The sequence below is a fragment of the Nocardioides humi genome, assembly GCF_006494775.1.
In the GTDB taxonomy this organism is placed as follows: domain Bacteria; phylum Actinomycetota; class Actinomycetes; order Propionibacteriales; family Nocardioidaceae; genus Nocardioides; species Nocardioides humi.
Genome location: NZ_CP041146.1, coordinates 3620990 through 3639897, shown reverse-complemented (window position 1 = coordinate 3639897; position 18908 = coordinate 3620990). Strand labels below are relative to the sequence as shown.

The 18908-nt window shown below is 72.9% G+C and carries 21 protein-coding genes and 1 pseudogene; 6 read left to right on the top strand and 16 right to left on the bottom strand.

All coding sequences use genetic code 11. The features are described from left to right. Positions 1-19: 19 nt before the first annotated feature. The 14 genes and pseudogenes from FIV44_RS17790 to FIV44_RS17725 form a co-directional block, all read right to left on the bottom strand. Entirely contained in the window at positions 20-988 is a 969-nt protein-coding gene (locus tag FIV44_RS17790) for a PDR/VanB family oxidoreductase (RefSeq protein ID WP_141005601.1), read from the bottom strand. Next, a complete protein-coding gene (locus FIV44_RS17785; protein WP_141005600.1) occupies positions 985-1752 on the bottom strand; it encodes an SDR family NAD(P)-dependent oxidoreductase in 768 nt (255 codons plus the stop codon). Before FIV44_RS17785 ends, FIV44_RS17790 begins: the two co-directional genes overlap by 4 nt. Further along, entirely contained in the window at positions 1749-2762 is a 1014-nt protein-coding gene (locus FIV44_RS17780) for a phosphotransferase family protein (RefSeq protein ID WP_141005599.1), read from the bottom strand. Before FIV44_RS17780 ends, FIV44_RS17785 begins: the two co-directional genes overlap by 4 nt. Beyond that, the gene (locus tag FIV44_RS17775) at positions 2759-4087 is read right to left on the bottom strand and encodes an acyl-CoA dehydrogenase family protein (protein WP_141005598.1); all 1329 of its coding nucleotides are present in this window, start codon (positions 4085-4087) and stop codon (positions 2759-2761) included. Before FIV44_RS17775 ends, FIV44_RS17780 begins: the two co-directional genes overlap by 4 nt. After that, entirely contained in the window at positions 4084-4887 is an 804-nt protein-coding gene (locus tag FIV44_RS17770; RefSeq protein ID WP_181410671.1) for an enoyl-CoA hydratase/isomerase family protein, read from the bottom strand. Before FIV44_RS17770 ends, FIV44_RS17775 begins: the two co-directional genes overlap by 4 nt. Further along, positions 4884-5858, bottom strand: coding sequence for a quinone oxidoreductase family protein (locus FIV44_RS17765; protein ID WP_141005596.1), 975 nt, complete (start codon positions 5856-5858; stop codon positions 4884-4886). The genes FIV44_RS17770 and FIV44_RS17765 overlap by 4 nt, the downstream gene beginning before the upstream one ends. Beyond that, a complete protein-coding gene (locus FIV44_RS17760; protein WP_141005595.1) occupies positions 5855-6751 on the bottom strand; it encodes an LLM class flavin-dependent oxidoreductase in 897 nt (298 codons plus the stop codon). The genes FIV44_RS17765 and FIV44_RS17760 overlap by 4 nt, the downstream gene beginning before the upstream one ends. Further along, positions 6748-7593 (bottom strand): SDR family NAD(P)-dependent oxidoreductase, encoded by an 846-nt coding sequence (locus tag FIV44_RS17755; protein WP_141005594.1) that lies wholly within the window; start codon positions 7591-7593, stop codon positions 6748-6750. The genes FIV44_RS17760 and FIV44_RS17755 overlap by 4 nt, the downstream gene beginning before the upstream one ends. Continuing rightward, positions 7590-7892, bottom strand: coding sequence for an AMP-binding enzyme (locus tag FIV44_RS33635; RefSeq protein ID WP_342778913.1), 303 nt, complete (start codon positions 7890-7892; stop codon positions 7590-7592). Before FIV44_RS33635 ends, FIV44_RS17755 begins: the two co-directional genes overlap by 4 nt. A gap of 222 nt (positions 7893-8114) precedes the next feature. After that, positions 8115-8512: pseudogene (locus FIV44_RS33630) on the bottom strand (AMP-binding protein); the annotation flags it as partial. Next, positions 8413-9279, bottom strand: a complete 867-nt coding sequence (locus FIV44_RS17740) for an AMP-binding protein (RefSeq protein WP_141005592.1) — start codon at positions 9277-9279, stop codon at positions 8413-8415. The pseudogene FIV44_RS33630 and the gene FIV44_RS17740, both read right to left, overlap by 100 nt. Beyond that, positions 9266-9889, bottom strand: a complete 624-nt coding sequence (locus tag FIV44_RS17735) for a carboxymuconolactone decarboxylase family protein (protein ID WP_141005591.1) — start codon at positions 9887-9889, stop codon at positions 9266-9268. Before FIV44_RS17735 ends, FIV44_RS17740 begins: the two co-directional genes overlap by 14 nt. Continuing rightward, positions 9879-10640 carry an SDR family NAD(P)-dependent oxidoreductase gene (locus FIV44_RS17730; protein WP_181410669.1) on the bottom strand — a complete coding sequence of 254 codons (762 nt, stop codon included), beginning with the start codon at positions 10638-10640 and terminating at the stop codon, positions 9879-9881. The genes FIV44_RS17735 and FIV44_RS17730 overlap by 11 nt, the downstream gene beginning before the upstream one ends. Further along, positions 10637-11506 (bottom strand): SDR family NAD(P)-dependent oxidoreductase, encoded by an 870-nt coding sequence (locus tag FIV44_RS17725; RefSeq protein ID WP_181410668.1) that lies wholly within the window; start codon positions 11504-11506, stop codon positions 10637-10639. The genes FIV44_RS17730 and FIV44_RS17725 overlap by 4 nt, the downstream gene beginning before the upstream one ends. Positions 11507-11667: 161 nt before the next feature. Here FIV44_RS17725 and FIV44_RS17720 point away from each other — a divergent pair, with 161 nt between their 5' ends. From FIV44_RS17720 to FIV44_RS17695, 6 genes are all read left to right on the top strand, one after another. Then, positions 11668-12231: a nuclear transport factor 2 family protein gene (locus FIV44_RS17720; RefSeq protein WP_181410667.1), complete on the top strand. Its 564-nt coding sequence runs from the start codon at positions 11668-11670 to the stop codon at positions 12229-12231. Next, entirely contained in the window at positions 12228-12731 is a 504-nt protein-coding gene (locus FIV44_RS17715) for an aromatic-ring-hydroxylating dioxygenase subunit beta (RefSeq protein WP_219996066.1), read from the top strand. The genes FIV44_RS17720 and FIV44_RS17715 overlap by 4 nt, the downstream gene beginning before the upstream one ends. After that, the gene (locus tag FIV44_RS17710) at positions 12728-13549 is read left to right on the top strand and encodes an SDR family NAD(P)-dependent oxidoreductase (protein ID WP_141005587.1); all 822 of its coding nucleotides are present in this window, start codon (positions 12728-12730) and stop codon (positions 13547-13549) included. Before FIV44_RS17715 ends, FIV44_RS17710 begins: the two co-directional genes overlap by 4 nt. Before the next feature lie 103 nt (positions 13550-13652). After that, positions 13653-14963, top strand: a complete 1311-nt coding sequence (locus FIV44_RS17705) for an aromatic ring-hydroxylating oxygenase subunit alpha (RefSeq protein WP_219996065.1) — start codon at positions 13653-13655, stop codon at positions 14961-14963. Continuing rightward, positions 14960-15595, top strand: a complete 636-nt coding sequence (locus FIV44_RS17700) for a hypothetical protein (protein ID WP_141005586.1) — start codon at positions 14960-14962, stop codon at positions 15593-15595. Before FIV44_RS17705 ends, FIV44_RS17700 begins: the two co-directional genes overlap by 4 nt. Positions 15596-15623: 28 nt before the next feature. After that, positions 15624-16580 (top strand): alpha/beta fold hydrolase, encoded by a 957-nt coding sequence (locus tag FIV44_RS17695; protein ID WP_141005585.1) that lies wholly within the window; start codon positions 15624-15626, stop codon positions 16578-16580. Positions 16581-16629: 49 nt separating this feature from the next. Here FIV44_RS17695 and FIV44_RS17690 read toward each other — a convergent pair whose 3' ends face one another. Together FIV44_RS17690 and FIV44_RS17685 are read right to left on the bottom strand one after the other, a co-directional pair. Then, complete coding sequence (locus FIV44_RS17690; protein ID WP_141005584.1) at positions 16630-17640, bottom strand: amidohydrolase family protein; 1011 nt, start codon at positions 17638-17640, stop codon at positions 16630-16632. After that, complete coding sequence (locus FIV44_RS17685; protein ID WP_141005583.1) at positions 17637-18701, bottom strand: DODA-type extradiol aromatic ring-opening family dioxygenase; 1065 nt, start codon at positions 18699-18701, stop codon at positions 17637-17639. Before FIV44_RS17685 ends, FIV44_RS17690 begins: the two co-directional genes overlap by 4 nt. Positions 18702-18908: the final 207 nt, after the last annotated feature.

Sequence of the window (18908 nt, the reverse complement as noted above, 5' to 3'; positions counted from 1 at the left end):
CGGCTCGGACCGGCGCCCCTCAGAGGTCGAGGACGAGCTCTCCGTCGGCGGCGCGGGACACGCAGAGGAACATCACGTCGTTCGCCGCCCGCTCGTCGTCGTCGAGGATCGCGTCCCGGTGGTCCACCCGTCCTCCCAGCACGGCCGTCTCGCAGGTGCCGCAGGTTCCCTCCGCGCAGGAGGACTCCACGACGACGCCGGCGGCCCGCACCGCCTCCAGGACCGACTGGTCCGCCGCGACCTGCACGCGCACGCCCGTCCGCCGGAGCTCCACCTCGAAGGGGGTCGAGGGCCGGTCGAGCGCGTCACTCCGGGGGGCGAACCGCTCCGTGCGGAGCTGGCGGGGCGACCATCCCGGCGTCAGGGCGAGGTGGTCCTCGACGGCCGCGAGCAGCGGCTCGGGCCCGCAGCAGTAGACGAGGGCGGTGGGATCCGGCTCGCCGAGCGCGGCGGGGAGGTCGATGGGACCGCTCTCGTCATGTGCGTGCAGCCGCACGCGGTCGCCGTACGTCGCCGCCTCTCCGGCGAACGCCAGCGCGTCGCGACCCCGGGCGCCGTAGGTCAGCGACCACGCGGCGCCGGCGGCGTCGGCGGCCGCGAGCATCGGGACGATCGGCGTGACGCCGATCCCGCCGGCGATGAAGACGTAGCGACCGGCGGTCTCCAGCTCGAAGTGGTTGCGGGGCGACGACGCCTCGAGGACCAGCCCCTCACGCACCTGGTCGTGCACGAACACAGAGCCGCCCCGCCCGCCCGCCTCGCGCAGCACCGCCACCCGCCACGAGGTCCGGTCGCGGGGATCCCCGCACAGCGAGTACTGCCGGACCAGGGCGCAGGGTCCCAGCACCAGATCGATGTGGGCTCCCGGAGTCCACGCCGGCAGCGGCGCTCCGTCGGCGGGTCCGAGCGTCAGCCGGACGATGTCGTCGGTCAGCCGCTCCCGCTCCCGCACGATGACCGGGAGCCGGCCCTCGGAGGTCCGGCTCATGCGTACCCGCCGTCGACCCGCAGCTGGGCGCCCGTGGTGTAGCTGCTCGCTCCCGACGCCAGGTACAGCGCGGCACCGACGATCTCGTCGACCTCGCCGCCACGCCGGGCCGCGAACTGCTGGACCTCGACCGCGATCTCGTCCATGTCCCAGTGCTTGCTGATGTCGCTGAAGAAGCGGCCGGGGATGATCGCGTTCACCCGCACCGTCGGGCCGTAGGCGTGGGCCATCGCCTCGGTGATCGACAGCACGCCGGACTTCGCGGCGGCGTACGGCAGGAGGTAGTCGCGAGGCTTGAACACCGCCGCCGTGCCGATGTTGACGATGGACCCGCCGCCCCGCTCGACCATGGTGGGAGCGACCAGCTGGCTGAGCCGGAACGGGCCCCGGAGGTTGACGTCGAAGACCTTCTGCCAGAGCTCCTCCGTGATCGACGCGAGATCCGGGTAGACCGGCGACATCCCCGCGTTGTTGACGAGGACGTCGATGCCACCCATCTCGCGGAGGACCGCGTCGACCACGTCGGCCGCCTGGTCCCAGGCGCCGGCGTGCAGCGCGATGGGGAGGGCGCGCCGGCCGGTCTCCCGCCGTACCTCCGCGGCGAGCTCCTCACAGCTCTCGAGCCGGCGGCTGGCGATCACCACGTCCGCGCCGGCCGCGGCGAAGGCCCGGACCATCTCGGCGCCGAGACCGCGACTGCCACCGGTGACCATGGCCACCTTGCCCGCGAGGCTGAACAGCCGGTCGGGCGTGCTGTAGGTCATGTCGTCTCCTGTGCTCGTCGTCCGGCGGCGACCAGACAGGGCACCGAGTCGGCCAGCTGCTCCCATGCGGCGTCCGGTCTCTTGCCGGTGCGGTGCAGGCGCAGGTTGTAGAGGGTGAGCGCGGCGAAGCGGTAGCAGGCCGCGGCACGCGCCCAGGCGAGGCCGGGCGTCCCGCCGCGGAGGGCGGCGTACCGCTCCGTGAGCGCCGCGGTGGGGACGTCGACGCGCATCCGGGCACGCTGGCCGGGCGACCAGCACGACAGGTCGGCGAAGAGCGCGAGCCAGGCGAGGTCCAGCAGCTGGGGACCCGCGCCGGCCAGCTCCCAGTCGACGATCGCCCTGAGGCGGCCGTCGGCGAACAGCAGGTTGTTGGACTGGAAGTCGCCGTGGATCAGCCCGACCTCCAGGGGTGGCGGATCCTCGAGCAGGATCCGTCCCAGCGCCTCCACCGCGGCGATGTCAGCGGGGTCCAGCGGGTCCTGCGCGTCCAGTCTGCCGAGGAGCGACTGCCATCGGCGGACCTCGGTGGTGGCATCGGCTCCTCGGCCGACCCCGTCCGGGACGGGGACCCCGTGGAGCTGTGCCAGCGCGTCCACCGCCTGGAGGAGCAGGTCCGCATGCCGGTCCGCAGGAGCGGGCACCGACAGGTCCTCCCGGAAGAAGTGGAGCGGCTTCGCCTCGACCCACTGATAGGCCACCGCGCTCGATCCGAACCAGTGGTGGTCCGCGGTGCGCCACAGCACGCCCGGGACCGGTACGTCGTGGGCGTGCACGTGCTCGACCAGCCGGGCCTGCCGCAGCACGTCGTTGGTTCCGGTCTCCGCGATGCCCGGGACCGCCAGCCGGACCGCGATCCCGAGCTCCCGGCCGCCGATCGACACCCGGGACAGGTAGCCGCGGCCGGCGTTGCCGGGCGTGGGCTCCACGGACCTGACTCGGACGCCGACGCCTGTCTCGGCGGAGAGCCATCCGGTCAGGGCCGCCTCGACGTCGGGAAGCACCGCGCTCATGACGGCGGGGCCGGCGTCGACGACCTGGCCCGGGCCGCGTCGAGGACGGTCCGGAACCTGACGGTCGCCGCCGCCCGTCGCGCCGGCACGTACTGGCTCGGCAGGGAGCCCGGGGCGAGGCCGGCGTCGCTGCGGAGGAGGCGGCGGGCGACCGACTGGCGGTGGACCTCGTCCGGGCCGTCGTAGATCCGCGCCGCCCGGGCGTCGCGGTACATCGCCTCGAGCGGCATGTCCGTGGAGTACCCCAGCGCGCCGTGCGCCTGCAGGGCCCGGTCGACCACGTCGTGCAGCACCCGCGCACCGAAGTACTTGATCATCGCGACCTCGTTGCGGGCGGCCGCTGCTCCCTGGGTGTCCATCACCCAGGCGGCCTGCAGCGTCATCAGCCTCGCGGCGTGGATCTCCGCCGCCGAGTCCGCCACCCAGTTCTGGATCGTCTGCTTCTCCGCCAGGAGGGATCCGTGGGCGTAGCGCGTGTTCGCACGCTCGCGGAGCATGTCGAAGGCGCGCCCCGCGACACCCAGCCACCTCATGCAGTGATGGATGCGGCCCGGGCCGAGGCGCTGCTGCGCGATCGCGAACCCGTCCCCCTCCTCGCCCAGGCGGTGGCTGACCGGGATCCTGACGGCGTCGTAGCGGACCTCGGCGTGGCCGCCGTGGATCCCGTGTCGCTCGAAGGGCCGCTCCATGGTGGGGACGTCGCGGACGATGGTGACCCCGGGCGTGTCGACGGGGACGACGAACATCGTCGCGCGACGATGCGCCGGCGCGTCCGGGTCCGTCACCGCCATCACGATGAGGAAGTCGGCGACCGAGCCCTCGGAGGTGAACCACTTGGTCCCGTCCAGGACGTACTCGTCGCCGGTGCGGATCGCGCGGGTCGCGAGCAGCGTCGGGTCGGAGCCGGCCGTGTCGGGCTCCGTCATGCTGAACGCCGACTTCAGCTCGCCGGCGAGGAGCGGTGCCAGCCATCGCTCCTTCTGCTCGCGGGTCCCGGCGAGCGCCAGGACCTCGCTGTTGCCGGAGTCCGGTGGGTTGCAGCCGAAGGCGCGGGGCGCCCAACGGGTGCTCGTGCCGAGGATCTCGTTCAGGAGGCCGAGCTTGACCTGGCCGAAGCCCTGCCCACCGTGCTCGGGCGGCAGGTGGGCGGCCCACAGGCCCCGTGCCTTGACCCGCTCCTGCAGTGGTGCGTAGATCGTGTCCAGCGCCTCGGCGTCGAGCTGGTCCTCGATCGTCTCGATCGGCCAGATCTCCGTCCGGACGAACTCCCGCGCCCAGGCGAGCTGCTCGGCGTACTCCTCGTCGGTGCTGAACTCCCAGCTCATGCGGTCGTCCTCCCCTCCGCGCCGGGACGTCGGCCGCGTTCGATCGTCGAGACGACCTCGGAGTTCTCGGCGAACCGTCGCTCCCGGACCTCCTTCCCGCTCGCGCCCAGCCGCCGCGTGTTGCGCAGGCAGGCGACCCGCTCGAGGAACCGGTCGAGCGGAAGGCCGCTGCGCCGCACGCAGTCCTTGACGGAGGCGAAGGTCGCCGGCGCCCGTCGCGCCACCACCGCGGCCACCGCGACGGCTCGGTCGAGGAGCTCGTCGGGCGGGCAGACCTCGAGGGCGAGGCCGAGCTCGACCAGTCGCTCCGGGGCGAGGTGCTCCCCGCTGACGAGGTGCCACAGGGCGCGTTGGGAGCCGATGCGCCGGGGAAGGGCGACGGTCGTTCCGGCCCCCGGGTGGAGGTCGAACTTCACGTGCTGGTCGAGCACGTGCGCGTCCTCCGCCACCAGGACGAAGTCACAGGCCAGGATCATCTCGAAGCCACCGCACACGGTGAGGCCGTTGACGGCCGCGATCGTGGCGAGGGGGCTGCGCCTCAGGGTCCGCACCAGCAGCTTCCACTCGCGGAGCATCGCCCAGTAGCCGAGGGCCGTCAGACCGGGACGCACCTCGGAGCCGGCGCAGAAGGCGCCGCCGTCCCCGGTGATGACGACCGCGCGGACACTACCCTCCAGCCCCCTGACGGCGGTGCGCAGGGCGGCGACGTCCTCGGGGCGCAGGGCGTTGTACGACGCGGGACGGTGCAGGGTGACGATCGCGCAGTCCCCCCGCTCGGCGAGGGAGAAGCTTTCGGTCACGGTTCGACTCCTTGGGTGAGATCGAGGACGAGCTTCCCGTCGGCGGCCCGGCCCTCGAGGAGGCCGAGCACGTCCGTGAGCCGGTCGGCGGCCAGGACGTCGACGGGGAGGCTGACGGAGCCGCACGCCAGGTCGCGCACGGCTCGCTCGAGATACGCGGTCGCCAGGTGGGGCGTGCGGCTGGACAGGGCACCGAGGGACGCGCCCACGACGGCGGTGTTGGCCGCCCGGAGCTCGGCGCCCGTCGGCGGCTCCTCGCTCCCCCGGGACGAGTTCCCGATGGCGACCAGCCTGCCGAAGGGCCGTAGGAGCGCGAAGGAGGCGGCGCGCGTCCAGCCACCCACACCGTCGATGACCACATCGACCGCGCCGCCCGGGACGGTGCCGGGCACCTCGACCGGGAACCGCGTCGCCGACACGACGTGGTCGTAGCCGTGGGCGCGGGCCAGCTCCGCCCGGTCCATGTTGCGCAGGGTGCCGGTCACCGAGCCCGCTCCCGCGCCCTTGAGCACCTGGGCGGCGACGGAGCCGATCCCCCCGCTGGCTCCGTGGACGAGGACGTGCTCGCCGGACTCCATGCGGGCCTGGTCGGCGCACAGCTGGACAGTGGCGACGACGGTCAGCCCGGCCGCCACCGCGAGTGGGTCGGCGTCGTCCGGAAGGGGGACCACGAGGTCGCGGTGGACGCTCACCCGCTCCGCCCAGCCGCCGCTGCCGACGAAGGCGCATACGCGCCGGGGTGTCTCGTCGGGGGACTGCGGGACGACGCGCCCGACGACCTCGACGCCGGGGACCAGCGGGGGGCGGCTGGCGTAGGGGTAGAGGCCGCGGGCGGCCGTGAGGTCGGCGAAGTTGACCGCGGCCCATTCGACCTGGACGACGACCTCGGCGGGACCGGGCCTGGGGTCCTCGATCTCGCGGATCCGCACCTGCGCGGCGGGACCGGGCTGGTCGACGACGAGCGCCTTCACGCCACGGACCCCCCGACCTCGGGCAGCACGTCGTCACAGATCCGGCGCAGCTGCTCACGCTCGTCGGCCCCGGCGAAGTTGAAGACGACGTCGGTCACGCCCGCCGCGACGTACGCCGCGATCCGCTCGGCCACCTCGGTGGGCGTCCCGGCGAGGGCGTAGCGCCGGACCTTGTCGTACGGCATCCGGTAGGCGGAGGCGACCTGCCGCTCGAGGACCTGATCGGCCGCTGCGCGGGACCGCTCCACGCGCGTGAACACATTCAGCCCGATCCGGAGTCCGTGGAGGCGGTGCTGCGCCTCCTGGGCCACCCGTTCCGGGCTGACCCACATCGCCAGCCAACCGTGGCCCCAGCGCGCCGCGCGCGTGATGGCGGCCTCGGAGCGCCCGCCCACCCAGAGCGGGACAGGGCGGGCGGGACGGGGCCCGATCGGGCTCTCGGGGAGCTCGCCGAAGGTCTCCGTGGGCGGGGTGGGTCGGCCCTCCCACAGCGCCGTCACCACGTCGAGGGCGTCGTCGAGACGTCGGCCGGCCCGCCCGGGCGGGATGCCCGCTGCCCGGTACTCGTCCGGGTTCTCACCGCCGACACCCACCCCCAGCTCCAGCCGGCCACCGCTCAGGTGGTCCAGGGTCGCCAGGTCCTTGGCGGCCAGGGCGGGGTGACGCAGGGGCAGGAGATAGACGCCGATCCCGAGGCCGATCCGCTCGGTTCCCCCGGCCACATGCGCCAGCGTGGGCAGCGGCGCGAGCATCTGGCGGTTCCACGTCAGGTGGTCGGCCGCCCAGACATGACGCAGTCCCGCCTGCTCGGCGTCCCTGGCCACCGCGGCGACCTCGCGGACGTCCGGGGCCTCCTCGGCATGGACGGGCAGATAGCAGCCGTACGCCGTCATGTCGCCGCCTCCACGTCGCGGGCGTCGTCGATCGCCCAGCACTCGGGCGAGACCATCTGGGTGGCCAGGCCGCCGTCCACCGGGAGCACGACCCCGCTGACGTAGCGGGACTCGTCAGACGCGAGGAAGACCGCGGCGGCGGCGATCTCCTCCGGCCGTCCCATGCGCCGCGCAGGTGCGAGGCTCTCCTGGCGGCGGCGCAGCTCCGCCGGGTCACCGCCGTACACCGGGAGCAGGCCGAGGTGGGCGGTGGGCGTGTCGATGAGTCCGGGTGCGATGACGTTGCACCGGATGCCGTACCTCGCGTGGTCGTGCGCGATGAGCCGGCTCATCTGGTTCAGCGCCGCCTTGGTGGACGCGTAGGCGACCGACGGCACGCCCCAGTAGGCGAGGCCGGCCAGCGAGGAGATGTTGATGATCGAGCCGCTGCCCTGGGCGATCATCGTGGGCAGCACGGCTCGCGTGGTGAGCAGGACGCTCTTGAGGTTGACCCGGAGGAGGAGGTCCCAGGCCTTGCGGGCCTCGGTCTCCGGCCCTCCCAGCGAGCCGATGCCCACGTTGTTGTGGAGGACGTCCACGCGCCCGAGCTCGGTGAGACAGGTGTCGACCATCGCGGCGACCTGCTCGGGCCGCGAGACGTCGGCCTGGAGGGGGAGGCAGCTGTCCCCGATCGCGGCGGCCGTCGCCTCGGCCGCCTCCAGCGACCTGTCGACGGCGACGACCCGGGCGCCCTCCTGGGCGAACCGGATCGCGACCGCGCGTCCGTTGCTCAGCTCGGCTCCGGTCGAGCCGGCGCCCGTGACGATGGCGACCTTGCCGCTGAGACGTGGGGGTGTGTTCATCGGTGGTGGGTCTCCTCGTCGGTTCTGTCGGGGTGGCGCTCCGGGGTGGCCAGGAGCGACCTGAGCTGCTGCTTGTCGACCTTCCCGGCGGCGTTGGTCGGCAGGTCGGTGAGCAGCTCGAGCCGCTCGGGCCACTTCTGGCGGGTGATCCGCTCCTTCTCGAAGTGCCGGACCAGGTCGTCGAGCTCGAGCGCCTGCCCGGGCGCCAGCACGACGCATGCGCAGGTCCGCTCGCCGAGCCTCTCGTCGGGGACGGGGACGACGGCGCAGGCGCTCACCGCCGGGTGGCGGAGCACCACGGCCTCCACCTCCGCGGCGCTGATCTTGATCCCGCCGCGGTTGACGATGTCCTTGATCCGCCCGAGGTGCTCGAAGAAGCCGTCGTCGTCCACACGGACCAGGTCGCCGCTGTAGTACCAGCCGCGCTCGTCGCGGGCCTCGGCGGTGAGGTCGGGTTCGCCGAGGTAGCCGAGGAACACGTGGGGTCCACGGGTCGCGAACTCGCCGGCCTCCCCCGGCGCCGCGTCCTGCGTCCGGTCGCCGAGACGGGCCACTCTGGCCTCCGCGCCGTCGACGACCCGGCCGTCCCGACGGGCGCGCAGCTCGGCGCGGTCCGCCGGACGGTTGACGACGTGCACGGGGGCCTCGGTCATGCCGAGGGAGCGCAGGACCCGCACGCCGAAGTCGCGCTCGGCCCGCTGGACCAGGTCGGGGGTACGGCCGATCCGCCGGCGACGAACCAGCGCAGGCTGGCCAGCCTCTCGCGTGAAGCATCGGCGGCGTCCAGCAGCTCGGAGGCGAAGATGCGGGAGGAGATCATCACCCGGACCGCGTGACGCTCGACCAGACCGGTGGCGGCGGCGGCCTCCCAGCTCTCCTGCAGGACCAGCGTGGAGCCGCACAGGGCGGTCTGGTGCACGCCGAAGGTGAGTCCGGCGACGTGCGCCAGGGGCTCCCCACCAAGACGTTGCTGTCGCGGTCGAGGCCGAGGATCCGCATCATCCAGGCCGGCGACACCAGATCGGTGTTGCCGGTGTGCACGACGCCCTTGGGGCGACCGCTGGTCCCGGAGGTGAAGGCCACCCGCGACGTCGTGTCGGGGTCGAGCGCCCGCGCGGCGACGAGCTCGTCGGTGAGGGGGACCGAGCGGGCGGCCACGTCGACGAGCGAGATCGCGCCCGGGTGCCGGCCCCCGGTCAGCAGGACGTGCTCGAGCGTCGGTACGGCGCTCGCGACCGCGACCCCCATCGAGGCGTGGTCGTGACCGCGGAAGTCGCCCGCGGTGACCAGGGCGCGGGCACCGACCTGGCCCAGCATGAACTCCAGGTCGGCCTCGCGATAGATGGTCATCAGGGTGACGACGCGGAGCCCGGCGAGCGCCGCGCCGTAGTAGGCCTCCAGGAACGCGACGCGATTGGGGAGCTGGATCCCGATGTAGTCGCCGGGCTCCAGCCCCAGCGCGACGTAGGCGCTCGCGACGGCGCGGGCACGCGCGGCGAGCTCCGACCAGGTGACCTGCTCGTCGGCGTCGACCACCGCGACGTCGTCCGGCTGCTGGGTGGCGTTGCGCAGGAGGAGCCGGCTGACGGGGGTGTCCCGCCAGTCCCCGGTGCGCCGGAAGCGCTCCCTGGTCGCGTCGTCGTAGACGTCCCTCGCGTGGATCGCGGCGCCGCTAGCCGTGGTCATCGGACGTCCTCGGGGCGCGCTCGCCGACGGTGACCTCGCCGGCGTCGGGCTCGACCCCCAGCGAGTTCACGACGTAGCCGAGCATCACGTACGCGCCGACCAGCATCGGGATCTCGATCAGCTGCTGCTCGTCGTGCCCGGCGCGGAGCCGGTCCCACGTGGTCCCGCTGATCACGCCGGTGCCGACCAGCTCGTCGACGGAGCTCAGGAGCGTCGACTCCTCCGGGGTCCACGACGGGGCGTCGGGACCGACCTGCAGCGCGTCGAGCTCGGTCGGACCGAATCCCAGCCCCCGGGAGATCGAGACGTGCGCGACCCACTCGTAGGGAACGCCCACCACGGCCGAGGTCCGCATGATGAGCAGCTCGCGCTCGCGAGGAGTGAGCGTGCTCCTCATGAGGAGCGAGCCGGCGAACGGGATCCAGTGCCGCAGCAGCCGCGGATGCCGCGCCAGGGTCGTGAACAGGTTGAGGCTGTCGCTGTTCTCGACGTCGATCCGGTCCAGCACCTCGCGCTGCGCGTCCGTCCACTCCGAGGCGGGGAGCGGTCGGACGCGGACCGTCGCGGTGCGGGGTCGGAGCGGGTCGACGGGTCGGTGGTCAGAGGGCACTGGACATCCCTCCGTCGACGGCGAGCACCTGCCCGGTGACGTAGTCGGCCGATCTCGAGGCCAGGAACGCCACGATCTCGGCGAGCTGCTCCGGATCCCCGAAGCGGCGCAGCGGGACGTCCCTCAGGACCCGGCGCCGGACGTCCTCGTCGGCCAGGGCGTCGCCGTTCATCTCGGTCAGGAAGAGACCGGGAGCGACCGCGTTGACCGTGACGCCGTGGCGTGCCCACTCCGCGGCCAGGGCCTTGGTCCAGTGCGCGACCGCCGCCTTCGAGGCGCCGTACACGGAGAGCGACGGGATGCCGACCAAGCCTCCGACGGAGGAGACGTTGATGACCTTCCCGCTCCCGCGCTCGACCATCGACCGCCCGAGCTCCCTGGTCAGCGCCATGGCGCCGAAGAGGTTGACCCGGAACACCCGCTCCACGTCCGCGTCGCTGGTCTCGAGGGTGCTCAGGTCCCATCCCGTGCCCGCGTTGTTGACGAGGACGTCGACCGGTCCGTGGTCCGCGACGACGGCCGCCGCGACGTCGCGGACCCGCTCTGGGTCGCCGAGGTCGCACGGGATGGCCGTCGCCGACCCGCCGGCGTCCGCGATCTCGGCCGCGACCGCGGTGAGCCCGGGGAGCGACCGGGCGAGCAGGACCACCGATGCGCCCCTGGCCGCCAGCTCGCGGGCCATGGCGGCGCCGAGGCCGCGGCTGGCGCCGGTGAGGACCGCCGTCCGGCCGGCGAGACCGCCGGCGCTCACACGTCGTCCCACGTGGGGGCCACGACCTGGGTGGTGATCGCTGCGTCGACGGGGAGCAGCACCCCGGTGATGTAGGAGGCGTCCTCGGACGCCAGGAACAAGGAGGCGTAGGCGACGTCCCACACCTGCCCCATCCGGCCGCTCGGCGCCATCCGGTGTCGTCGCTCGCGCATCCGCTCGGCCTCGGCCTCGTCGGTCGTGAGGCCCGCGTAGACCGTCGGGCTGTCGATCAGTCCCGGCAGGACCGCGTTGCAGCGGAGCCCGGTCGCGCCGTACTGCGCCGCGACGACCCTGGTCAGGTGATCGACGCCCGCCTTGGACGCCCCGTACGCGATCAGCGGGACCCCGCTGGTCACCTGGGAGGCGATGGAGGAGACGTTGACGATCGCGCCGCCGCGGGTCGAGCGGAGCAGGTGGGGGATCGCGTGCTTGCAGGCGAGGAAGGTACCCGTGAGGTTCACGTCCATGACCAGGTCCCAGTGCCGCTCCTGTACGTCCGCCAGCGCACCGGGAACGCCGATGCCGACGTTGTTGTGGAGCACGTCGACGCCGCCGAAGGTCGCGGCGCACTCCTCCACCGCGGCCCGGACCTGCTCCTCGACCTGGACGTCGGCCACCGCTCCGGCCGCCTCACCGCCCTCGGCCCGGATGGTCGCGACCGTGCGCCGGAGCGCGTCCGGGTCGCGGTCGACGCAGAAGACCCGGGCACCGGCGCGGGCGAACAGGATGGCCGTCGCCGCGCCGTTGCCGGGGCGGGAGCCGATCGAGCCCGCGCCGACGACCAGGGCGACCGCGTCGCGCAGCCGGCCGGTCACATCGGGCAACGTGGTCTCGTCGAGGTCGTGGTGAGGTGCCGCCAGTGCCATGAGCGGCATCCTTCGCAGCCGCTCCCCGCCCGCTCAAGGAGGTGTTCCAGTCGCTAGGCCACCCCTGCCGCCCACCGGTTCCGGACGGCGGAACCGGTCGTCGCCGTCCACCGGCGGTGTGTCGCAGAGTGCAGCGACCCCCGACGACCAGAGGAGGAACGGTGGCCAACTCCCCCGAGCTCCCGGAGGACCGACTGCGATGGCTGGTCGACCGCGAGCTGATCCGGGACGCCCTGGCGCGGTACGCGCGAGGCGTCGACCGAGTGGACCCGGAGCTGATCCGCAGCGTGTACCACCCGGACAGCTCCGATGAGCACGGCTTCGTGGTCGTCTCGGGAGACGAGTTCGCGGACCAGGAGTGGCGCAGCTCCGCACTGCGCGGACCCTCCCACCATCTGCTCGGCGAGCCCCTCATCGAGATCACCGGGGACTTCGCCGCCGTCGAGACCTACTTCATCGCGCATCAGCGCCACGGACGGCCGCTGCAGGAGGTGCTCGCCGCCCCGGAGCGCGAGGACGCGGACGGCGACCACGTCTCGCTCTTCGTCGGCCGGTACCTCGACCGGTTCGAGCGCCGCGACGGCGAGTGGCGGATCGCCCACCGCAAGGTCGTCATGGATCTCGCCGAGGAGTCGTCCGAGCGGCCCGTGCACCCGCTGGCGGGCTCCTTCCACCAGAGCGCCCGGTTCCCGGACGACGAGGCCTACCACCACCTGGTGCCGTGAGCGGCCCGACCCCGGGCGCGAGCGGTCGCGAGCTCCGCGCCGAGATGGAGGAGTTCCTCTTCCACGAGGCCGATCTCCTCGACCGGTGGCAGCTGATGGAGTGGCTGGAGCTCTTCACGCTCGACTGCCGCTATGTCGTGCCGTCGACGGACCGTCCCGACGGGGATCCGACGCGGGACCTCGTGCTCGTCCACGATGACAGGTTCATGCTGGAGCAGCGCGCGACGTCGCTCCTCACGCGGAGCGCCCACGCGGAGTACCCCCACTCCCGCACCCGCCGGCTGGTCGGCAACGTCCGGGTCGTCGAACGGCCCGGCGAGCTGGACGTGCGGGCGAACTTCATCCTCACCCGGAGCCGCAGCGGCGTCGTCGACACCTACGTCGGCCGCTACGAGCACCGGCTCGTGCGGGAAGGCGCCGAGCTGCGCTTCCGGGAGCGCCGGGCGATCCTCGACCTGGACGCGCTCAGCCCGCAGGGCAAGCTCAGCGTCATCCTATGAACGGCACCGGCCCGCTGGCGGGCAGGACGGCGCTCGTGACGGGCACCAGCCCCCATATCGGCGGCGTCCTCGCCCGAGGCCTGGCGGCCGCGGGAGCGTCGGTCGCGTGCACCGACCTGGTGCCCGGACGGGCGGAGGCCTGTGCCGAGGGCATCCGGCGCACCGGTGGCGAGGCGATCGCCTACCAGGACGACGTGACCGACCCGGAGCGCGTGCAGGGCGTCGTCGACGACCTCGCGCACCGCTGGGGCCGGATCGACGTGCTCGTCAACAACGCGGTCTGGATCCACCATCGCGGGCTTCTCGACATCACCGTCGAGGACTTCCGCCGCCAGGTCGACATCATCCTCACCGGCGCCCTGCTCTACACCCGGACGGTCGCCCGGCTGATGATCGACCGGGGCGACGGCGGATCGGTGATCAACATGCTGTCGACCGCGGCGCTGCAGGGCCAGCCCGGCAACATCGGATACACCACCGCCAAGGCCGGACTGCTCAACTTCACGAGGGCCGCGGCCGTCGAGCTGGCGCGCCACCGCATCCGGGTCAACGGCCTGACGCCGACCGCGACCCGGACGACCAGTCCGGAGGCGGCGAGGATCCAGTCCGGCCGGGCGGACGACCTCGCGCCGGCGTACGACAACGACTTCGAGGGCCTGCTGCCGATGGACCGGCTCCCGGAGCCCGACGACTACGTGGGCGCGCTCGTCTTCCTCTCCTCCGACGACTCACGCATGATGACCGGAGCGAACCTCGTCGTGGACGGAGGCGCGACCGCCAAGTACTGGCCGGTCCGCCCGCCGCGTGGGCGCGTCTGACTCCTGTTCCGTGCCGCGGAACCGGCCCTCGTCCGGCTCGCCGGGCCGCACGAGGATCGAGGGCAGATGGTCGCGCTCGAGCATCGGAGAACAGGAGACGCCCATGTCCCGGTACGTGATCGACGACAGGTCGACGCCGCGCTTCCGCGTGCACCGGTCCACCATGGTGGACCCCGAGGTGTTCGCGCAGGAGCAGGCGAAGATCTTCGAGTCCGCCTGGGTGTACGTCGGCCACGAGTCCGAGGTGCCGGCGCGCAACGACTACCGCACCCGCACCGTCGCCGGCCGCCCGGTGATCCTCGTCAGGGACCAGAAGGAGCAGGTGCGGGTGTTCCTGAACTCCTGCCCCCATCGCGGGACGCTCCTCTGCAGGTCCGACGCGGGGAACGAGCGCTTCCTCAAGTGCTTCTACCACTCCTGGACCTTCGACACGTCGGGACGGCTGCGCGCCATCCCGGACGACGAGTCGTACGGACCCGACTTCGACCGCGAGCACCTCGGCCTGGCCACTCCGCCCCGCCTGGACTCCTACCGCGGCTTCGTCTTCGTCAGCTTCGCCGCCGAGGGGCCGGACCTCCGGAGCTACCTGGGCCGGGCCCGCCACCATCTCGACGTCATCTGCGACCAGGCCCTCGACGGGCTGGAGGTGCTGGACGGCAGCCACCGGTACTCGATGCGAGCCAACTGGAAGCTGCTCGTCGAGAACAGCTTCGACGGCTACCACGCCATCTCCACCCACCAGCGCTACGTCGAGATGATGAAGGCGGGCGGCAAGGAGTTCCGCGGAGCCGGCATCGGCGAGTCCTGGGGACAGGACCTCGGCGGCGGACACGGCCTGATCCAGGGGCGGGGACCGGCCTTCGGCCGGCCGCTCGACGCCGCGGCCCAGGCCGAGCACGACGAGGTCGTCGCTCGCGTGCGCGAGGTCCACGGCGACCGCACCGACGAGATCTTCTACGGCGGCCGCAACCTGGTGATCTTCCCCAACCTGGTCGTCATCGACCTGGTCTCCGCCCTCATCGTCCGGACGATGCAGCCCGTCGCCCCGGACTTCACCGAGATCACGAGCTGGGAGCTGGTGCCCCGCAACGAGGCGGCCCACCTGCGCACGGCGCGACTGGACAACTTCCTGACCTTCTGGGACCCGGCGGCCTCGCGACGCCCGACGACGTGGAAGCCCTCGAGAGCTGTCAGCGGGGCTTCGCCGGCCACCGGGAGCTGCCCTGGTCCGACATCTCCCGCGGGATGCGGCGGGACCTCCCTGGCTCGGCCGACGAGGTGCAGATGCGCGGCTTCTGGCGCCGCTGGAACCAACTCCTCACGGGCGAGGAGCCGCTTCCGGAGCCGCACCGGCAGCCGACGGCGTTCGCGTCGAACGTGGGCTGACGACCGGCGCGAAGGCCCACGATCGTGACCCTCACCCATGGCGTCGCCCCGGACGGCACGCCGGTCACCGAGCTGGACCTCGACGGCCTGGCCTCGAGCGCGGTGGCGGTCCTCGTCGAGGCCTCGGACGAGGACGCCTTCCGGCGGCTGGCGACCCAGGCCGCCCTCAGCCTCGCCGACCGCGGCCTGGAGTGCACGGTGGCGGGGCCGGGCCGGGCCGGACCGCTCGCCTCGGCGTCCCGGGCGCTCACCCGACTCACGGACCGCGGCTGGGAGCCGGACCAGACCGGCCTGCTGTGCTTCGGACGGTCCTCCGCCGACGTGCTGACAGCGGCCGCGGAGCTCCCCGTGGCGGCCGCGGCGAGCTGGACGTCGGTCCTCGAGCTCGTGGGAGAGCCCCGGGTGCCGTGGCTCGGTCTGGTGGGTGCGGAGGGCGTCGAGCCGGAGAGCGTCCGCTCCTGGCTGAGCACGGTACGACGCCGGGCGCGCGTCCACGTCGAGATCGTCCCCTGTGCTCCGCTCCCGGCCTCGTTCCCGGACGCGGACGGCTCGCACTTCGATGCGTGGCAGCGCATCGGCGAGTGGTTCGAGAAGCGCCTCGCCCCGCGTCCCACCCCCCTCGCTGTCCGGCATGACGCCGGCAACCCCCCGCCTGCGTGACGCCGGCGGACCACAAGGAGAGAGAGCAATGACCCTGACCGAAGAAGGCATCGTGCACGTTCCCGGCATGGCGAGCCGGTGGGTACGCCTGGCCAGTGGCGCCAAGGCGCACTACATGACCTCGGGTGACACGGGCCCGGCCGTCGTCCTGCTGCACGGCGGACTTCCGGGATCGAGCGGCACCGCCGGATGGCGGCACATGGCGCCCTTCCTGGGCGCCAACGGCTTCCGTGTCTACTGCCCCGACCAGCCGGCCTTCGGTCTCTCGGACACCCGAGAGGAGTACTGGCCGGCCGGCATCGAGAGCCATGTGGACTTCCTCCACGAGTTCACGACAGCGCTGTGCCTCGACAGGTTCCATCTCGCCGGCAACTCGATGGGCGGCATCAACACGGTCAACTACGTGTGCGCCCACCCCGAGCGTGTCGCCAGCTTCGTCATCATCGCCGCCGACGTGGGCGACGTCGCCCCCGGGAACCGCCCCGAGGGCGCCGTACCGCTGCCCAAGATCGACGGCAACGCCGAGAGCATGCGCGCGGGCATGACCGCGATCACCAGCGGCACGATGAGCGAGGAGCTGATCCAGATGCGGGCCGAGGCCGCGGCCCGGCACGACCAGGCGTTCAAGGCCTTCTTCCCCTCCATGTGGGACTACGCCTTCCTCCAGCTGACGGGCGACCGCGCCGCCCGCCTGGCGACGAAGGGGCGGCTGGACCGGGTGGAGGCGCCCGGGATCTGCCTGTACGGGCAGGACGACGTGCTCCAGCCCGTCGAGTGGGGCTACCACCAGGAGGACCACCTGCCGAGGATCCAGTTCTTCTACCCGGCCGACTGCGGGCACCAGGGCCAGTCCGACCAGCCCGAGCTCTTCAACCAGGTCTTCCTGGAGTTCTTCCGCGACGGCCGAGTCTCCGGCGCCACGGCCGATGCCGCCGGGGTGTCGAGACGGCGCCCCGAGCTGTCCGACCTGGTCGCCCGGCCCTGAGGCCGGTGGCGGGGCCGGCGTGCCGACTCGGTGCGCGGCCCCGCCCGCGTCAGTCCAGGCCGAGGAAGCGCCGGGCGTTCCCGCCCAGTACGCCGGTCGGGTCCACGACGCCGAGGACTCCGTCCGCCGCGGCCGCCCGGACCAGCGCCGGCGCCTGGTCGAGCTGGCCGACGATCAACGGGTCGTCGGTGCCGAGCAGGAGGTGGTCCGCACCGAAGCGGCGCACGAGGAGACGGAGGTGCTCCGGGTCGAACACCAGGGTGTCGACCCACAGCCGCCGGACCGTCTCGGCCACGCGGACGGGGTCGTGGCCCATCGAGCGGCCGATGACCTGCAGCCGCGGCAGCATCCACGGGAGCGCGCCGCAGCCGTGGGCGAGGGCGATCCGGAGCCGCGGGAGCCGGTCCAGCACGCCGCCGAAGACGAGCGCGGTCGCCGCCATGGCCGTGTCGGTGAGCATGCCGACGCCGAAGTCGAAGGGCTGTCCCCGACGGCGGACGGCCCCGCCGTCCGTGGGGTGCACGAACACCGGGAGGTCGTGGTGGGCGACGGCCTCCCAGAACGGGACCAGCCCGTCGTCATCGAGCTCGAGTCCACCCGGCAGCGTCGAGATCTCGATCCCGGTCAGGCGGGGATCGCTCGCGATCCGGGCGACCGCCTCCGCGGCCGCGTCGTGCGAGCGCAGGTCCACGCCGAAGGGGGCGCAGCCCAGACCGAGGAGTCGCCCGTCCCCGTCGGCGACGGATCGCGCGACGGCCTCGTTCATCTCGGCGGTCCATGCGCCGGCCAGGCCGGCGTCCGCCCAGCCGACGAGTCCGACGGGAAGGGGGGAGACGACCTGTTGCTCGACGCCGGCGGCGTCCAGGGCCGCCAGTCGCGCCCCGACGTCCCAGAGAGTGTGCGGCGAGGATCGGAAGGCCGCCCCGTCCACCCGCACCTCCGACGCGTCGCGGCCGATCCTCAGGACCGGCCAGCGCGGGTCGCCGGTGCGCTCCGCGAGGTCGGGCAACCCGCGCGGGAAGACGTGCGCATGGACGTCGATCAGGCGCGGCGCGGTCACCGGAAGACCGCGAAGGCCTTGTTCGAGTTGAAGATGCTGGTCTCGACGAAGTCCGACCACTCGAGCGACAGGCCGAGCTCGGACATCGCCCCCAGGAGGCAGTGCCAGTTGAGCACCTCGTGCTGGCCGGCGTCGATGACGTCGCGGGTGGTGACCGCCCGCCAGGTGTCGTACCGTCCCTCGACCATCGCGTCGTAGAGCGCCCGATCCGCGGCCGTGTCCGGCCTGAGGTGCCACTCCTTGTCGTTCAGGAAGGCGTGCGACCAGCTGGACGAGGCGACGAGCGCCACCCGGAGGTCCGTCGCCCGGGCCCACGTCGCCACCGCCTGGCCGAGCTGGAAGCAGCGCTCGGGGCTCGGCCCCGGCGGGTCGACGTGCTTGCCGAAGTCGATCTCGTCGAAGCGCGCCATGCCACCGCGACGGCTGATGACGTGCTCGCCGTAGCAGTTCACGGCGATCGGCACGATCGGGATCGTGAAGTCCTGGCCGGCGTTGTCGTAGTCGAGGAACAGCTGGGTGTTGGCGAAGGCGTGGGGGAAGTGGATGCCCTCACGCTTCTCGTAGGAGTACGCCGCGTCGAGGCCGCTCTCCAGCAGCGAGCGGACCAGGGTCTTCGCGACGTCCGGGGCGCCCCGCATCGTGAACGCGTAGCCGTCCGGGTGCCCCCAGACGTTGGGCAGGTCGATCTTCTTGAGGATGGCGAGGGGCTCGACCTCGACGTCGCCGTACGCGAGGACGCAGAAGGACGGGATGACCTCCTCGCGGAAGTTCTCGTACTGGTCGTCCCCCCAGACCACGAGGACGTCCGGCTGGAAGTCGAGCACGGCCTGCCGGGTGCGCTCCAGACCGCGGACGAGTGCCGCGCGGTGCACGGCCGCGGAGGCGACGCCCTGGTCGTCGCCCCACTCGAGCCGGCCGTGCTCGGGCCAGACAGCAGGGTCCTTCTCGGCCTCCGGGATCCCGGTGTCGGTGAGGGTGTGCCGGAGCAGGTCGGCCATCCGCTCGTCCGTCGTGGCGAGCATCGGGTAGTGGGTCAGGCCGATGCCGATCACGTCGCCCATGGAGGGTCCTTCCGTCCACCCGGTCCCCCGGCGGGACCGACCTGGATCGATCGTGCTGCGCTCCGCGCGGTCCGGCCATGCCGGGTTTCGGTCGCCGGAACCACGCCGGGCACCCGGCGGCGCGACGGTATCGGCGAGTGGAACGAGGCATTCTGGTTCCGGCACGAGCGTGCTCGGCTGAGCACACTGGGGAGCACCCGCGGACCG

Bases quoted from the DNA above. Each gene is read 5' to 3' on its own strand.
- FIV44_RS17755 (WP_141005594.1), bottom strand. From the start codon at position 7,593: ATGAACACACCCCCACGTCTCAGCGGCAAGGTCGCCATCGTCACGGGC.
- FIV44_RS17695 (WP_141005585.1), top strand. From the start codon at position 15,624: ATGACCCTGACCGAAGAAGGCATCGTGCACGTTCCCGGCATGGCGAGC.
- FIV44_RS17775 (WP_141005598.1), bottom strand. From the start codon at position 4,087: ATGAGCTGGGAGTTCAGCACCGACGAGGAGTACGCCGAGCAGCTCGCC.
- FIV44_RS17685 (WP_141005583.1), bottom strand. From the start codon at position 18,701: ATGGGCGACGTGATCGGCATCGGCCTGACCCACTACCCGATGCTCGCC.
- FIV44_RS17785 (WP_141005600.1), bottom strand. From the start codon at position 1,752: ATGACCTACAGCACGCCCGACCGGCTGTTCAGCCTCGCGGGCAAGGTG.
- FIV44_RS17780 (WP_141005599.1), bottom strand. From the start codon at position 2,762: ATGAGCGCGGTGCTTCCCGACGTCGAGGCGGCCCTGACCGGATGGCTC.
- FIV44_RS17725 (WP_181410668.1), bottom strand. From the start codon at position 11,506: ATGGCACTGGCGGCACCTCACCACGACCTCGACGAGACCACGTTGCCC.
- FIV44_RS17705 (WP_219996065.1), top strand. From the start codon at position 13,653: ATGTCCCGGTACGTGATCGACGACAGGTCGACGCCGCGCTTCCGCGTG.
- FIV44_RS17790 (WP_141005601.1), bottom strand. From the start codon at position 988: ATGAGCCGGACCTCCGAGGGCCGGCTCCCGGTCATCGTGCGGGAGCGG.
- FIV44_RS17760 (WP_141005595.1), bottom strand. From the start codon at position 6,751: ATGACGGCGTACGGCTGCTATCTGCCCGTCCATGCCGAGGAGGCCCCG.
- FIV44_RS17740 (WP_141005592.1), bottom strand. From the start codon at position 9,279: ATGACCACGGCTAGCGGCGCCGCGATCCACGCGAGGGACGTCTACGAC.
- FIV44_RS17710 (WP_141005587.1), top strand. From the start codon at position 12,728: ATGAACGGCACCGGCCCGCTGGCGGGCAGGACGGCGCTCGTGACGGGC.